This window comes from Naumannella cuiyingiana (assembly GCF_013408305.1).
Classification (GTDB): domain Bacteria; phylum Actinomycetota; class Actinomycetes; order Propionibacteriales; family Propionibacteriaceae; genus Naumannella; species Naumannella cuiyingiana.
In genome coordinates this window covers 1-15,126 of record NZ_JACBZS010000001.1, presented here as the reverse complement: position 1 = coordinate 15,126, position 15,126 = coordinate 1, and the positions used below count along the sequence as shown (strand labels likewise).

At 70.1% G+C, this 15,126-nt stretch carries 12 protein-coding genes; 8 read left to right on the top strand and 4 right to left on the bottom strand.

All coding sequences use genetic code 11. The features are described 5' to 3' along the window. Nucleotides 1-11 precede the first annotated feature (11 nt). Together GGQ54_RS00060 and GGQ54_RS17250 are read right to left on the bottom strand one after the other, a co-directional pair. Nucleotides 12-938 carry a carbohydrate ABC transporter permease gene (locus GGQ54_RS00060; protein ID WP_179443530.1) on the bottom strand — a complete coding sequence of 309 codons (927 nt, stop codon included), beginning with the start codon at nt 936-938 and terminating at the stop codon, nt 12-14. Next, nucleotides 935-1,945 carry a carbohydrate ABC transporter permease gene (locus tag GGQ54_RS17250; RefSeq protein ID WP_343045791.1) on the bottom strand — a complete coding sequence of 337 codons (1,011 nt, stop codon included), beginning with the start codon at nt 1,943-1,945 and terminating at the stop codon, nt 935-937. The genes GGQ54_RS00060 and GGQ54_RS17250 overlap by 4 nt, the downstream gene beginning before the upstream one ends. A gap of 140 nt (nt 1,946-2,085) precedes the next feature. Between GGQ54_RS17250 and GGQ54_RS00050 the strand changes: the two genes are divergently transcribed. Together GGQ54_RS00050 and GGQ54_RS00045 are read left to right on the top strand one after the other, a co-directional pair. After that, nucleotides 2,086-3,309 (top strand): ROK family transcriptional regulator, encoded by a 1,224-nt coding sequence (locus GGQ54_RS00050; protein WP_179443528.1) that lies wholly within the window; start codon nt 2,086-2,088, stop codon nt 3,307-3,309. Nucleotides 3,310-3,370: 61 nt separating this feature from the next. Beyond that, nucleotides 3,371-6,385, top strand: a complete 3,015-nt coding sequence (locus GGQ54_RS00045; RefSeq protein ID WP_179443527.1) for an alpha-mannosidase — start codon at nt 3,371-3,373, stop codon at nt 6,383-6,385. A 13-nt stretch (nt 6,386-6,398) separates the two neighbouring features. On the opposite strand, the gene GGQ54_RS00040 is transcribed toward GGQ54_RS00045, so the two are convergent. Further along, nucleotides 6,399-7,928, bottom strand: a complete 1,530-nt coding sequence (locus GGQ54_RS00040) for a UDP-N-acetylglucosamine 1-carboxyvinyltransferase (RefSeq protein ID WP_179446327.1) — start codon at nt 7,926-7,928, stop codon at nt 6,399-6,401. A gap of 98 nt (nt 7,929-8,026) precedes the next feature. Here GGQ54_RS00040 and lpdA point away from each other — a divergent pair, with 98 nt between their 5' ends. The 4 genes from lpdA (at nt 8,027) to GGQ54_RS00020 (ending at nt 11,809) form a co-directional block, all read left to right on the top strand. Beyond that, nucleotides 8,027-9,430, top strand: coding sequence for a dihydrolipoyl dehydrogenase (gene lpdA, locus GGQ54_RS00035; protein ID WP_179443526.1), 1,404 nt, complete (start codon nt 8,027-8,029; stop codon nt 9,428-9,430). 490 nt (nt 9,431-9,920) lie between these two features. Beyond that, the gene (locus tag GGQ54_RS00030) at nt 9,921-10,502 is read left to right on the top strand and encodes an HhH-GPD-type base excision DNA repair protein (RefSeq protein WP_179443525.1); all 582 of its coding nucleotides are present in this window, start codon (nt 9,921-9,923) and stop codon (nt 10,500-10,502) included. 33 nt (nt 10,503-10,535) lie between these two features. Further along, nucleotides 10,536-11,390 (top strand): DUF1206 domain-containing protein, encoded by an 855-nt coding sequence (locus GGQ54_RS00025; RefSeq protein WP_179443524.1) that lies wholly within the window; start codon nt 10,536-10,538, stop codon nt 11,388-11,390. After that, nucleotides 11,387-11,809 carry a (deoxy)nucleoside triphosphate pyrophosphohydrolase gene (locus GGQ54_RS00020; protein WP_179443523.1) on the top strand — a complete coding sequence of 141 codons (423 nt, stop codon included), beginning with the start codon at nt 11,387-11,389 and terminating at the stop codon, nt 11,807-11,809. Before GGQ54_RS00025 ends, GGQ54_RS00020 begins: the two co-directional genes overlap by 4 nt. Here the strand turns inward: GGQ54_RS00020 and GGQ54_RS00015 are convergent. Beyond that, nucleotides 11,802-13,634: a hypothetical protein gene (locus GGQ54_RS00015; RefSeq protein ID WP_179443522.1), complete on the bottom strand. Its 1,833-nt coding sequence runs from the start codon at nt 13,632-13,634 to the stop codon at nt 11,802-11,804. The two genes, GGQ54_RS00020 and GGQ54_RS00015, sit on opposite strands and share 8 nt — an antisense overlap. A gap of 247 nt (nt 13,635-13,881) precedes the next feature. Between GGQ54_RS00015 and GGQ54_RS00010 the strand changes: the two genes are divergently transcribed. Together GGQ54_RS00010 and GGQ54_RS00005 are read left to right on the top strand one after the other, a co-directional pair. Continuing rightward, on the top strand, nt 13,882-14,832 hold the full coding sequence (locus GGQ54_RS00010; protein WP_179443521.1) for a glycosyltransferase: 951 nt from the start codon (nt 13,882-13,884) through the stop codon (nt 14,830-14,832). Beyond that, nucleotides 14,829-15,126, top strand: a 298-nt coding sequence (locus GGQ54_RS00005; RefSeq protein ID WP_179443520.1) for a glycosyltransferase, incomplete at its 3' end; no start/stop codon positions are given. The genes GGQ54_RS00010 and GGQ54_RS00005, both read left to right, overlap by 4 nt.

The window sequence follows — 15,126 nt, the reverse complement described above, 5'->3', positions numbered from 1 at the left end:
CAACGAATGCATCACCGGAAACCTCCCACATTGAGTCCGCGCACGAAGTACCGCTGGAAGATCGCGAACAAGACGATCAACGGGACGAGCGTCATGATCGAGGCGGCCATGAGCTGGTTGTACTGCGTGTCGGTCTCCGTGCTGAACATCTGCAGGCCGATGGCCAGGGTCTGCACCGACGGGTCCTGCAGATAGATCAGCGGACCCATGAAGTCGTTCCACGCGAGCACGGCGGCGAAGATGGAGACCGCGACGAGCGCCGGCCGGGCGATCGGGAAGACCACCCGCCAACAGATCTGCCACTCCGATGCGCCGTCGATCCTGGCGGCGTCGATGGTGTCCTGGGCGGTCTGTTTCAGGAACTGTCGGAGCAGGAAGATGTAGAACGCGCTGGCGAACATCGACGGGACGATCAGCGGCAGCAGCGTGTTCACCCAACCCAACCAGGCGAACAGGTCGAACATCGGAATGATCGCCAGCGGGAACGGGATGAACAAGGTGGCGAGCACCAGATAGAAGATCTTGTCGCGTCCGGGCCAGTCGATGCAGGCGAAGCCGTAGGCGACCACGAAGCTGGACAGCGTGACCAGCACGGTCGACGCCACGGTGACCAGCACGGTGTTGGCGAACATTCGGAAGAACGGGAACGCCTGCACCGTCTCGGCGAACACGCCCCACTGTGGGTCGGTCGGCCAGAAGGTCGGCGGGAAGGCAGCAAGCTCCTCGCTGGTCTTCAGCGCGGTGATCACCATCCAGTACAGCGGCACCAGGAACAGCAACGAGATGACGATCATGATCAGCCGGGCGAGGCCTTTTCCGATCAAGCGGCCGCGTCGCTGCTGGGCCTGCCATCCGCCCGGCCGACCCGGTGGGGTGTCCGTCGTGCCCGTGGGGCCCGCATCGGTCGCCCCCGCGGGGCGGGTGAGTTCGGTCGTCATCCGTTCACCTCATAGGTCACGAAACGCCGCGACAGCGTGTAGATCAGCACCGCCAGCAGCAGTCCGACGAGGAAGAGCACGACCGCCAGCGCCGAGGCGTACCCCAGCTGCGCGTAGGAGAAGGCGTTCTTGTACAGGTAGTACAGGTAGAAGAGGGTTCCGTTGTTCGGCCCGCCCTCGGTCAGGATGTAGGCCTGGGTGAAGATCTGCAGCCCGCCGCTGATCCCCGTGACCAGGTTGAACAGGATGGTCGGGGAGAGTAGTGGCAGGGTGATCACGAAGAATCTGCGCAGCGGCCCCGCACCGTCGACCGTCGCGGCCTCGTAGAGCGAGTCGGGGATGTTGTTCAGTCCGGCGAGGAAGATCAGCGCCGCATTGCCCGCCGCCAGTTGCGCCATCAAGACGATGATCAGTTTGGCCGAGGTCGGGTCGCCGAGATAGTTCTCCGGCGGAAGGCCGAACCAACCGACGATGCGGTTGAACAGGCCGTACTGCGGATTCACGAAGACCACGAAGATGAAGCTCAGCGCAAACACCGGCACCAGCGACGGGAGATACAGCGCGGTGCGATAGAGGCCGACCTCGCGGACCCGCGCATTCATGCACAGCGCCAGGACGAGCGCGACCGCCAGGCCGAGGGGGACCGCGAGGCCGGCGTAGAACAGGGTGTTCCAGGTCGACTTGACCACCAGCGGGTCCTGGGCGATCCGGGTGTAGTTGCCGACTCCCGCGAAGGTCGGCTGCTGCAGGCCGGTGTAGTTGAGCAGCGAGACGGCCAGGGAGTAGATCAGCGGATAGGCGACGAAGGCGAGGAAGCCGATGATCCACGGGCTGATGAACGCCAACCCCAGCCGCAGATTGCGGCGCCGGATCGCGTTGCCGGCCCGGATGGCATTGCCGGCCCGCGTCGCATTGCCGGCCCGCGTCGCATTGCTGGCCCGGTTCGCGGGGCCGGCCGGGTCGGTTCGTCCGCCGTGCCGCGTGCCCGTCGGCGTCGATGGTGCCACCTGCATCGCCTCCCAACATCGTTGTCGGAGATGGATCTCAGGCGCGCCGCCTGATTTACGCTCATCGCTGGAGTAATCACGGACATTAGGCTGCGGCGCACGCACCGTCAAGGGCCGACAGGCCCCGGGGAAGGCGGGCGATGATCGAGGGGGTGGGCCACATGCCGAAGGCGGCATCACAACTCGCCATGGGCGATTTCAACCAGGTGCTGGTGCTCGACCTGATCCGGCGGGCAAATGGTCAGGTGAGCCGGATCGATCTCGGCGACCGCTCCGGGCTCGCGCCACAGACGGTGTCCAACATCGTCGGCCGGCTGCTGGACAGCGGGTTGGTGACCGAAGGGGCGGCCGTCCCGCGCGGCCGCGGCAAACCACCGCGCCCGTTGACGGTCAATCCCGCCGGCGCCTGCGCCGTCGGCGTCCACCTCGACCCGGCGACCGTCTCCTACACCCTGCTCGATCTGGCCGGCGGGGTGGCCGGGCGGCTGCGCAGGCGGACCCCGCCGGGAACGAAACCTGCCGACATCGTGGCCCAGGTGGTGGAGACCGTCGCCGATCTGACCGGGAGTTGCGGCGCCGACCCCGACCGGCTGCTCGGCATCGGCCTGGCCGTCCCCGGCCCCATCGACGACAGCCGTGGAGTGTTGCTGACGCCACCCCAATTGAGCCAGTGGCACGACGTCCCGCTGCGCGACGACCTCGCGACGGCGGCCGGCGTACCGGTGCTGATGGAGAAGGACGTGAACGCGGCGGCCGTCGCGGAGGTGTGGGCGCGCGAGGGGTGTCACGAGGACTTCGTGCTGCTCTACCTCGGCACGGGCGTCGCAACCGGGTTGGTGCTGGGCGGGGAGGTCTGGCGCGGCCGGAGCGGGAACAGCGGCGAGATCGGTGGCGTGCTGACCACCGACGACTCCGGCGCGCCGCTCCGGTTCGCCGACCGGGTGATCCCGGGCGACCTGATCTGCCAGGCACGCGAGCTCGGGGTCGACGTGCCCGAGGTCGACCCCGACGACCCGGTCGCGGTCGACGAAGCGTTCACCCGGCTGGTGCTGCTCGCGGCCGACGGCGACCCGGCGGCCGGCCGCGTCCTCGACGAGTCGGTGACGGCGGCCGGCGCCGTGCTGGCCCAGTTGATCAACCTCGTCGATGTCGATCATGTCGTCGTCGGGGGGCCGCTGTGGTCGCGGGTCAGCGATCGCTACCTCGCCGACCTCGCGTCGGCGATGCGGCCACGGCTGGTCGATCGGGACGATGTCCGGGTGCTGCCCTCGGTGCAGGGTGACACGGTGACCGCCTACGGTGCCGCGGCCCTGGTGATGAACCGCTTCCTGGCTCCCCGGCCGGGGAGCCTGATCGGAGCCTGAATCGTCTTGACCAGGATTAAGTCCATCGGATTGAATGAATGGACCCGACCGAGAGTGAGTCATGTACCCCGAACGTGCACTGCTGCAGGAGCGGCTGGCCCGCTTCCGTCGTGATCATCTCGAGCCCGCGGTGGTCCGCGACCGCGTCCCGCTGACGATCACCCGATGGGACGCGCCGGGCGAGCCCGTGCCGTTCGACGAAGCGGCGGCCGCGAGCTACACCCGGGCCGACATCGGCGATCCCTGGGGGCGACCGTGGGGCACCACCTGGTTCCGCCTGACCGGGGCGATCCCCGGCGCCTGGCATGATCAGCCGGGCACGCGAGCCGAGCTGATCGTCGATCTCGGCTGGACCGGCGGTCCCGGCTTCCAGGCCGAGGCGCTGGCGTACCGGCCCGACGGAACGATCATCAAGGCGCTGGAGCCCTACAACTCCTGGCTTCCGGTCACCGGCGACGCGATCGACGTCCTGGTCGAGGCCGCCGGCAACCCCGATCTCAACACCGACTTCCGGCCGAGCCCGATGGGGGACAAGGCCACGGCACCGCGCGATCCGCTGTACCGGCTGCGGACGGTGGAGGCGGCACTGCTCGACGAGGTGATCATCGAGCTGCTGGCCGACCTGGACGTGCTGGACGGGCTGATGGCCGAACTGCCCGAGAGCTCACCGCGCCGCGCCGAGATCCTGGCGGCCACCCAGCGCGCGGTGGACGCCGTCGACCCCGACGACGTGCCCGGCACCGCCCGGGCCGGGCGTGATCAACTCGCGGACGTGCTGGCGCGTCCGGCGAGCGCCAGCGCGCACACGGTGTACGCGGTCGGGCACGCCCACATCGACTCGGCGTGGCTGTGGCCGGTCCGCGAGACCATCCGCAAGTGCGCGCGTACCTTCTCCAATGTCTGCGACCTGATGGACCGCGATCCCGACTTCGTCTTCGCCTGCTCGTCGGCCCAGCAGTACGCGTGGATGAAGGAGCACTATCCGGATGTCTTCGCCCGGATCACCGAGAAGGTCGCCGAGGGCCGCTTCGTGCCGGTCGGCGGGATGTGGGTCGAATCCGACACCAACATGCCCGGCGGCGAGGCGATGGCTCGTCAGTTCGTCGCCGGCAAGACCTTCTTCCTCGACAACTTCGGCGTGGACACCGAGGAGGTCTGGCTGCCGGACTCCTTCGGCTATTCCGCCGGCCTGCCGCAGATCGCCCGAGCCGCGGGCGCCCGCTGGTTCCTGACCCAGAAGATCTCCTGGAACCAGACGAACAAGATGCCGCACCACACCTTCTGGTGGGAGGGCATCGACGGCAGCAAGATCTTCACCCACTTCCCGCCGGTCGACACCTACAACGCGCAACTCAGCCAGGACGAACTCGCCCATGCCGAGCGCAACTACGCCGACGCAGCCCGCGCGAACCTGTCGCTGGCGCCCTTCGGCTGGGGCGACGGGGGCGGCGGTCCCACCCGGGAGCAGCTTGCGGCCGGGCGGCGGGCCGCCGACCTGGAGGGCTCGCCGCGGGTCCGGTTCAGCACGCCCCGGGCGTTCTTCACCGAGGCCCGGGAGCTGGACACCAATCCGCCGACCTGGCGCGGGGAGATGTACCTGGAACTGCACCGGGGGACGCTCACCTCGCAGGCCCGCACCAAGCGCGGCAACCGCCGCAGCGAGCATCTGCTGCGCGAGGCCGAGCTGTGGGCGAGCACGGCGACGCTGCTGCGCGGCGCGGCGTACCCCTATGACGAGCTGACCGAACTGTGGCAGCTCGTGCTGCTGCAGCAGTTCCACGACATCCTCCCGGGCAGCTCGATCGCGTGGGTGCACGCCGATGCCGAGCGCAACTACGCCGCGATCCAGTCGCGGCTGGAGGAGATCATCGCCCAGGCACTGAGCGTGCTCGGCGACTCCGCCGCGGGGTCGACCATGATCGCCAATGCGGCGCCACACGCGCGCGACGGCGTACCCGCGATGGCGATCGGCGCGCCGACCACCGCAACGCCGGCGACGGTGGTCGCCGACGGCGACAATCACGTGCTGGACAACGGATCGGTGCGCGCCGTGATCGACCCGCACGGCCGCATCACCTCGCTGATCGACGCCGCGTCGGGACGGGAGGCCATCGCGCCCGGCGGTGCGGGCAATGTCTTGGAACTGCACCGGGACATTCCCAATCAGTGGGACGCCTGGGACATCGACGAGCACTACCGGCGCAATGTCGTCGAGCTCGCCGACGCCTCGGCCAGCGAGGCCGCGGTCGAGCCCGACGGCAGTGCGGTCGTCACCGTGAGTCGCGATCACGGGCGGTCGACGATCACCCAGCGGATCGTGCTGCGCCCGGGCGCCGACGCGCTGGAGATCGAGACCGTGACCGACTGGCACGAGCGGCAGAAGCTGCTCAAGCTCGGCTTCGCCCTCGACGTGCATGCCGAGCACTCCAGCGCCGAGACCCAGTTCGGCCACGTCCGACGGCCGACCCACGTGAACACCTCGTGGGAGTGGGCGCGGTTCGAGTTCTGCGCGCACCGCTTCCTCCATGTCGGCGAGCCCGGCTACGGGGTGGCGATCGCCAACGACGCCACCTACGGCCACGAGGTCGTCGCGACCCCGCGAGCCGGCGGCGGGCGCGCGACCACGGTCCGGCTGTCGCTGTTGCGCGCGCCGCTGTATCCCGACCCCGAGGCCGATCAGGGCGAGCATCGCCACGTGGTGGCGGTACGCCCGGGGGCGGGGATCGCCGAGGCCGTCGAGCTCGGCTACCGGACCAATCTCGAGCCCCGCCGGCTCGCCGCGACGCAGCCGGTCGATCCGCTGATCAGGATCGACAACCCGGCGATCGTGGTCGAGTCGATCAAGCTCGCCGAGGACCGCAGCGGCGACGTGATCGTGCGGCTCTACGAATCGCTCGGCGGGCGGGCCGACGGCCTGCTCACCACCGGCTTCCCGGCGGGCGAGATCCGCGAGACCGACCTGATCGAGCGCACGCCACCGGAGGCGTCCGGAGCGGTGCGCACCGACGGCGACGGGACCGCGCTGGCGCTGCGCCCCTTCCAGTTGCTGACGCTGCGGATCAGCCCGGCGAGCTGATCTCGCTGCCGGCTCAGTCGGAGAAACGCTCGATCTGGGCGCCGACGGCGTTCAGCCGGTTGGCCAGGTCCTCGTAGCCGCGGTTGATCACATAGACATCGCGCAGGATCGAGGTGCCCTTGGCGGCCAGCATGCCGAGCAGCAGGCAGACCGCCGGCCGCAGCGCGGGCGGGCAGACGACCTCCTGGCCGCGCCAGCGGGTCGGGCCCTTGACCTGAACCCGGTGCGGGTCGAGCAGCGTGACCTGGGCGCCGAGGCGATTCAGGTCGGTCATCCGGATCGCGCGGTTCTCATAGACCCAGTCGTTGATCAGGGTTTCGCCCTCGGCCGAGGCCGCGATCACCCCGAAGAACGGCAGGTTGTCGATGTTCAGCCCGGGGAACGGCATCGGGTGCAGCTTGTCGATCGGCGCCCGCAGCTTGGACGGGCGTACCGTCAGGTCAACCAGCCGGGTGAACCCGTTGCGCGCCGCGTACTCCTCGCTGAGCGAGAAGTCCAGACCCATCTCGGTGAGGATCGCCAGCTCGATCTCGAGGAACTCGATCGGCACCCGCTCGATGGTCAGCTCGGAGTTGGTGACGATCGCGGCGGTGAGCAGGCTCATCGCCTCGATCGGGTCCTCGCTGGGGGAGTACTCGACATCGGTGTGGATCTCGTCCACCCCGTGCACGGTCAGCGTGGTGGTGCCGATGCCCTCGATGCGTACCCCCAACTGCTGCAGGAAGAAGCACAGGTCCTGGACCATGTAATTGGACGAGGCGTTGCGCAGGACGGTCGTACCGGGGGTCATCGCCGCCGCCATCAGGGCATTCTCGGTGACCGTGTCTCCGCGCTCGGTGAGGATGATCGGGCGGTCCAGGCTCGCGGCGTCCGGATCGACCGTGCAGTGGTAGTAGCCCTCGGTCGCCTCCACCTGCAGCCCGAACCGGCGCAGCACCTGCAGGTGCGGCTCGATGGTCCGCGCGCCAAGATCACATCCGCCGGCGTACGGCAGGCGGAAGTCCTCGTAGTAGTGCAGCAGCGGGCCCAGGAACATGATGATCGAGCGGGTACGCCGGGCCGCCTCGGCGTCCATGCCGTCCAGGTCCAGTTCGTCCGGCCGCTCCAGCACCAGGTCGCTCGTGCCGGGCAGCCAGGTCGCCCGCACCCCGATGCTGGTCAGCACCTCCAGGATCCGGTTCACCTCCTCGATCCGTGCGATGTTGCGCAGGGTCGTGGTGCCGCGGTTGATCAGCGAGGCGCAGAGCAGCGCCACCGCGGCATTCTTGGACGTGAGCACCGAGATCCGGCCCGACAGCGGGCGCCCGCCCTGCACCCGCAGGTGCTCGGGGCCCGTCCGGCCGACGGTGATCAACTCGCTGTCCAGCGCGCGGGCGATCCGGCCGACCATGTCGATGCTCAGGTTCTGGTTCCCGGCCTCGATCCGGTGGATCGCGCTCTGGCTCGTGCCCAACAGCTCCGCGAGCTGATGCTGAGTCAGACCGCGATGCTTGCGCGCGTCGCGGATCAGGGAGCCGATGCGGTCGAGTGAGGTATCGGTCATCGTCACGCGGACCACCGTAACTCATATACGAGATATTTCCAGTCGACGCGCTCAGACCTCACGATACGTGGCCGATCAAGGGCCCTAGAGTTGAGCCCATGAGTGCACAACACTTCGACGTCGTCGTGCTCGGCGCCGGCCCCGGCGGTTACGTCGCCGCGATCCGGGCCGCCCAGCTCGGCCTGAAGACCGCCATCGTGGAGAAGAAGTACTGGGGCGGGGTGTGCCTCAATGTCGGATGTATCCCGTCCAAGGCGCTGCTGCGCAATGCGGAGCTGGCCCACATCTTCAACCACCAGGCCAAGACCTTCGGGATCAGCGGGGAGGCGACCTTCGACTTCGGGGTGGCGCACTCGCGCAGCCGCCAGGTCGCCGACCGGATGGTCAAGGGCGTGCACTACCTGATGAAGAAGAACAAGATCACCGAGTTCGACGGCTGGGGCACCTTCACCGACCCGAAGACGATCGAGGTCGAGCTGAACGGGGGCGGCACCGAGACGCTGACCTTCGACAACTGCATCATCGCGGCCGGGGCGACCACCAAGCTGCTGCCGGGCACCGAGGTGTCCGACCGAGTGGTCACCTACGAGGAGCAGATCCTCACCAACGAGCTGCCGAAGTCGGTGATCGTCGCCGGCGCCGGCGCGATCGGCGTGGAGTTCGCCTTCGTGATGGCCAACTACGGCGTCGACGTGACCATCGTCGAGTTCCTGGACCGGATCGTGCCGACCGAGGACCCGGAGATTTCCGCCGAGCTCGCCAAGGCGTACAAGAAGCTCGGCGTGAAACTGCTCACCTCGACCAAGGTCGACAAGATCGAGGAGCATCCCGACGGGGTGAGGGTGATCGTCAGCGGCGCGGACGGATCCGACTCCCAGGTGCTGGAGGCCGACAAGGTCCTGCAGGCCATCGGCTTCGCGCCGCGGCTGACCGGCTACGGCCTGGAGAAGGCCGGCGTCGCCACCACCGACCGCGGAGCGATCGAGATCGACGACTTCATGCGTACCAATGTCAACGGGGTGTACGCCATCGGCGACGTGACCGGAAAGCTGATGCTCGCCCACACCGCCGAGGCGCAGGGCGTCGTCGCCGCGGAGACCATCGCCGGCGCCGACACCATGCCGATCAACTACGACATGATCCCGCGCGCCACCTACTGCCAGCCGCAGATCGGGTCGTTCGGCTACACCGAGGCCCAGGCCAAGGAGCGCGGCTACGACGTGAAGGTCGCCAAGTTCCCGTTCAGCGCCAACGGCAAGGCCCAGGGCCTCGGCGAGACCGTCGGCTTCATCAAGGTGGTGGCCGATGCGGCGCACAACGAGCTGCTCGGCGCGCACCTGATCGGGCCCGAGGTGACCGAGCTGCTGCCCGAGCTGACGCTGGCCCAGATGTGGGACCTGACCGCCGACGAGGTCGCCCGCAACATCCACGCCCACCCGACGCTGACCGAGGTGCTCAAGGAGGGCGTCGAGGGCATCGCGGGCCACATGATCAACCTCTGAGCCGGCGGTCCCGGCGTACCCGACCGTCAGCCGCGGACGCAACCGGCACCCGCGAGCCCAACCGGCAGGTGCGGGCCGAGTAACCCTCGCGGCTGCCGGTTCAGTCCGCGGATGCCCTGGGCTACCCGCAGACGCGAACCCAACCGGCACACGCGAGCCGAGTAACCCTCGCGGCTGCCGGCTCGACCCGCGGCTGCACGTTCGACCCGCGGCTGCCGGCCCGACCCGCGGCTGCCGGTTCGACCCGCGGCTGCCGGTTCAGCCCGCGGATGACCTGGGCTACCCGCAGCCGCGAACGCAATCGGCACACGCGAGCGGAGTAACCCTCGCGGCTGCCGGTTCGACCCGAGGCTGCCGGTTCGGCCCGCGGCTGGCGGGTCGACCCGCGGCTGCCGGTTCGACCCGAGGCTGCCGGTTCGACCCGCGGCTGCGGTTCGGTCCGCGGCGGGCCGGGGATGGTGCACGATGGGGGTGCGAGAGGATGATCTTCATGGCGATGCACATCACCGGCGATCCTGCCGCCGACGACCTGCTCGACCGCGACGACAACGCGCTGCTGATCGGGATGACGCTGGACCAGCAGATCCCGATGGAGAAGGCCTTCTCCGGCCCGGCCGTGATCGCGGAGCGGATGGGCGGCAGGTTCGATGTCGCGGCCATCGCGGCGATGGACACGGACGCCTTCGTGGCGCTGTGCTCGCGCCCGCCCGCGGTGCACCGCTTCCCGGGCTCGATGGGCAAGCGGGTGCAGCAGGTGGCCAGCGCGCTGGTCGAGGACTACGCGGGCGCCGCCGCCAACATCTGGGCCGGCGTCGACGACGCGGCGACCGTGCTCAAGCGCCTCAAGGCGCTGCCGGGCTTCGGCGACCAGAAGGCCAGGATCTTCCTCGCCCTGATCGCCAAGCAGCGCGGGGTACGCCCGACCGGCTGGGAGGCGGCGGCGGGCGACTACGCGGCGGCGGGCCACCGGTCCGTCGCCGATGTCACCGACGAGGCCAGCCTCCAGCAGGTGCGGGCGTACAAGAAGGAGCAGAAGGCGGCCGCCAAAGCCGCCGCGGCGGACAAGTCGTGATCCGGGACGAGTAGGCACAGGGAGGGGTGTGCGATGGGCGACGTGGGTGACCGGGCGAAACGAGCGGGCCAACAGGCCGCGGACCGGGGCGAGCAGGCCGGCGAGGCGATCCAGCAGAGCAAGCCCTATCAGGCGCTCGTCGCGCTCGGGCTGGTCAGCTACGGGATCGTCCACCTGCTGATCGCCTGGATCGCGCTACAGCTCGCCTGGGGCCTCGGCAGCGGAGACGCGTCCAACACGGGCGCGCTGCGCCAGCTCGCGGCCCAACCCTTCGGGAACGTCTTGTTGATCATCGTCGCGGTCGGGCTGTTCGCGCTGACCCTGTGGCAGTTGCTGGAGGCGGCCATCGGCCACACCCACATCGAGACCCCCAAGCGGTACGCCCGCCGGGCGGGCTCGGTCGGCAAGGCGATCATCTACCTGCTGCTTGGGATCAGCGCCGCGCGGGCGGCCACGGGCGGGGCACAGTCCGATTCCAATGCCAGCCAGGAGAGCGCCTCGGCGCAGTTGTTGGCGCTGCCGTTCGGGCAGGCGCTGGTGGTGCTCGCGGGGGCGGTGATCCTCGGCATCGGCGTCGCGCAGATCGTCAAGGGGGTACGCCGCAGCTTCCGCGACGACCTCGACGGCGCCGTCCCGCAGTGGGCGCTGCGCCTCGGCACCGCGGGCTACGTCGCCAAGGGGGTCGCGCTCGGCATCGTCGGCGCGCTGTTCGCCTGGGCCGGGATCAGCTACGACCCGGGTGCGGCCGGCGGCATGGACGACGCCCTGCGTACCCTGCTCGACCAGCCGTTCGGCCCGTTCCTGCTCAGCGCGCTGGCGCTCGGCCTGGCCTGCTTCGGCGTCTACTGCTTCGTCTGGGCGCGCAATGCCCGCCACGAGAAGGCATGACGCGCACGCTGGTGGTCGCGGCCGCGATCGTCCGCGACGGGCGGGTGCTGGCCACCCGGCGGCGCTATCCGCCCGCGCTGGCCGGCCGCTGGGAGTTCCCCGGCGGCAAGGTCGAACCGGGGGAGCGGCCGACGGACGCGCTGGCCCGCGAACTCGTGGAGGAGTTGGGCGTGCGCGCGGAGCTGGGGCCCGAGATCGCTCCCGATGCCGGCGGCGCCTGGCCGATCGACGAGCGCCTCGAGCTGCGCCTGTGGTGGGCATGGGTACGCCCGGACAGCCCCGAGCCCACGCCGGGCCACGGTCACGACCGGCTGGTCTGGCTCCCGCCGGACGAGCTCTCCCGGCTGGACTGGCTGGACCCCGACCGGCCGATGGTGGACCGAATGCGCCGCGACGGGCTGCCGGGCGCTCCTACTTGATCATGCCGTCGCGCCGCATCGCGTCCTGGGTGGCGCCGGGCATCACATACAACTGATAGCCGTAGAACTGCGTACCGTCGACCGGCACGGCGCGGAAGTCGTCGGCGACGGACCACCGGATGCACGCCAACACCAGATCGTCGTGGAAGCCGTTCAGGTTCGACACCACGTCGACCTGGCGCGGCCCGAGCCAGTAACCGACCCAGTTCAACGCCTGCGCGCGCCGGTACTCCGAGATCCGGCAGGTTACGTCGACGTCGACGTTCTGCGTGCGGCCGGTGAGCTGCTCGGCGCGGACCACGGCCGCGGTGATCTTGTCGGGGGTGTCGCGGCCCTGTTCGGGATTGCCGATGATTGCGGCGGTGGTCAACAGCGCCGTCAGGAACAGCGCCACCGCCTTCGCCCAGCGGCGCAACACGAGCAGGACGAGCGAGGTCGCGAGTACGGCGATCGAGGCCCACCAGAAGAACCGATTCGGATTGTCCAGGGTCGGCACGAGCGGTCGGCGGAACTTCTCGCCGCGCGGCCACAGCCACGACCAGGTCTGCACACCGGCCGTGTTGCCCGGCCCGTAGTTGCTGCCGTAGGTCGGCACGATCGGTGCGACGGCGAAGATCATGATCAGACTGAGCGTCACCCCGAGCACGGTGGCGAGCGCGAGCAGGCCGAGCCGCGTCACCCGGAACAACGCGATCAGCGCGAAGGCGACGGCGAGCGCGGCGTACGAGTCGAGATAGCGGGTGTAGATCCACACGTCGAAGCGCGGGTCCGCCGCCTTCGACATCGTCTCGGCCGGGCCCACCCAGCCGAGGATGCCCACCGCGGTGCCCAGCAGGACCAGGCCGAGGACGAAGCCGACGGGGCCGACCGTGCGGAAGCGGCGCAACTCCTGCCAGCTCCAGGCGATGATCACCAGCGCGCCGAGCAGGGCAAGCCCCAAGGTGGCCACGAGCTGGGCCCAGGTGTGCGCGACCGTCACCCGCGCGAACAACTCCGGCCAGGTCGTGCGCAGGTTCTCCAGGAAGTTGCCCTCCTGACCGAAGTCGTTCAGCAGGATGCGTGCGGTCGTGACGCCGACCAGCCAGCGCACGGCGAAGTAGCCGGCCACCAGCGCGGCGAGCCCGACCAGCGCCGGCACGATCCGCCGGCGCAGCAGGCAGACCAGCCAGACTCCCGCCGCCACAACCGCCACGAGCGCGCGGATGTGGGTCAGGTGCGCGGCGCTGACCAGCGCCACGAAGACCAGGGTGCGCGGCACGGTCGGGCGGGCCCAGACCCAGAACGCGGCCGCGACGACCCAGGCGAGCAGGAAGCCGAGGAGCTGATCGGCGAGCACGTAATCGCCGAGGGCGGTACGCGACGGCAGGCAGGCCACGATCGCGCCGACGGTGATCGCCGGGGCGAGGCCGAGCCCGAGGCGCCGCGCCACGGTGGCGATCGGCCAGATCGTCGCGACCGAGAGCACATTCCCGACGACGACGGCCACCACGTAGACCGTGCGCGGGTCGTCGGTGACCCACCAGATCGGGGCGAGCAGGAACGAATAGCCGGGGTAGTAGCCCGCGCCAGACATCAAGGTGACGTGCGGTACGCCCGCGATCAGCTTCGCCATCGCCAGGATCCCGATCTCGTCCCACGGGGCGCGCGGCGCCACGGCCGACTGCGCCACGATGACCCGGATGACGATCGCGGCGGTGGTCGCCAGCGCCGCGAGCGCCCACCACGCTCCGGTGGACGCCACCCGCTGTCGCACCGGCCCGCGCTCACCCGACTGCGGGCGTACGCGAGCCAGACCGGCGGTGTAGAGATCGCCGGCCGACGGCACGGCCGTCGATCCGGCGGAAGCCGCGGGAGGACGCGTGGCGGGGGATCGGTCTGACATCGGTCGGATCGGCCTTTCGGGAAGCTTCGCGCCCGCCCGTCCCGGGCACAACGCGACGCCGACGCTAACACGCAGCAGCCACGATTCTGGTCGGCGCGTGGCCGCGTTCGCTCATGCGGCGCACAGCCTCGTCGGGTAGCGTTCCCGCGCGGGCGAACCGTGGCCCGCCGAGCGACCTCCAGGGAGATGCATGCAGCGCAAGTCCGTCGCGGCCGTCGTGGTCGCGTACAACCGGCGCGAGCTGCTGACCGAGACCCTCACGGCGCTACTGGCCCAGGAGCGGGTCCCCGACCGGATCGTCGTCGTCGACAACGGTTCGACCGACGGCACCAGCGAGCTCGTCTCCGAGCGGTTTCCCGCCGTCGAGTTGACCACCCTGCCGCGCAACACGGGCGGGGCGGGCGGGTTCGCCGTCGGTGTCGAACGCGCGCTGCTGGCCGGGCAGGGGGCGGACTGGGTCTGGCTGATGGACGACGACACCGTGCCGGGGCCGGGCGCCCTGGGCGCGCTGCTCGACGCGGCGGATCGTTTGGCAGAGCCGGAGCTGCTCGCCTCGCGGGTGGTCTGGACCGACGGCCGCGACCACCCGATGAACATGCCCCGGGTGCGGCCGTTCGCGGACGCCGCGGATCGCGGGGACGCCGAGCGCGTCGGCGCGTATCCGGTCCGCTCGGCCTCGTTCGTCTCCACCCTGGTCCGCGCCTCGGCGGTGCGCCGCGCCGGGCTGCCGATCGCCGACTACTTCTTGTGGAACGACGACTTCGAGTTCACCACCCGGCTGCTGCGTCACGGCCGCGGCTATCTGGTGCGGGGGAGCACCGTCACGCACAAGACCAAGGTGTTCGGCGGTACCGACGCCGATCCCGGCCCGCGGTTCTATCTGGAGGTACGCAACAAGGTCTGGCTGCTCGGGCGCGGCCGCTCGCTCGGGCCGCTGGAGCGGCTGCTCTATGTCGGGTCCACGCTGCGGCGGTGGGCCAGGACGATCGCGCGCTCGCGTCGGCGGCGGGTGCTGGCCGACGGACTCGTCCGCGGCCTGCGGGACGGGCTGGCCCGCGGACCGCGGCACAATGCCGACGTGCTCGCCGACCTGCCCGCACCGCTGGTGGTCGGGCAGCGCGCGCTCGGGGGCCGCCCGTGAGCGTCGAACCGTTCTCCGTGTTGTTGCCGGTCTATGCCGGCGACCGCCCCGACCACTTCCGCCGCGCCCTGCGCAGCGTGACCACCGAACAGCAGCGCGCCCCCGACGAGGTGGTGTTGGTGCAGGACGGGCCGGTGTCGGTCGAGCTGGCTGCCGCGATCGAGCACGCCCGCGGGGACTGCCCCGTCCGGCTCGTGCACGTGTCCATCGGCACCAATATCGGGCTCTCGGGAGCGCTCACCGAGGGGCTGGCCGCCTGCCGCAACGACGTCGTCGCCCGGATGGATGCCGACA

Bases quoted from the DNA above. Each gene is read 5' to 3' on its own strand.
- GGQ54_RS00060 (WP_179443530.1), bottom strand. From the start codon at position 938: ATGACGACCGAACTCACCCGCCCCGCGGGGGCGACCGATGCGGGCCCC.
- GGQ54_RS00050 (WP_179443528.1), top strand. From the start codon at position 2,086: ATGATCGAGGGGGTGGGCCACATGCCGAAGGCGGCATCACAACTCGCC.
- GGQ54_RS00045 (WP_179443527.1), top strand. From the start codon at position 3,371: ATGTACCCCGAACGTGCACTGCTGCAGGAGCGGCTGGCCCGCTTCCGT.
- GGQ54_RS00040 (WP_179446327.1), bottom strand. From the start codon at position 7,928: ATGACCGATACCTCACTCGACCGCATCGGCTCCCTGATCCGCGACGCG.
- lpdA (WP_179443526.1), top strand. From the start codon at position 8,027: ATGAGTGCACAACACTTCGACGTCGTCGTGCTCGGCGCCGGCCCCGGC.
- GGQ54_RS00030 (WP_179443525.1), top strand. From the start codon at position 9,921: ATGGCGATGCACATCACCGGCGATCCTGCCGCCGACGACCTGCTCGAC.
- GGQ54_RS00025 (WP_179443524.1), top strand. From the start codon at position 10,536: ATGGGCGACGTGGGTGACCGGGCGAAACGAGCGGGCCAACAGGCCGCG.
- GGQ54_RS00020 (WP_179443523.1), top strand. From the start codon at position 11,387: ATGACGCGCACGCTGGTGGTCGCGGCCGCGATCGTCCGCGACGGGCGG.
- GGQ54_RS00010 (WP_179443521.1), top strand. From the start codon at position 13,882: ATGCAGCGCAAGTCCGTCGCGGCCGTCGTGGTCGCGTACAACCGGCGC.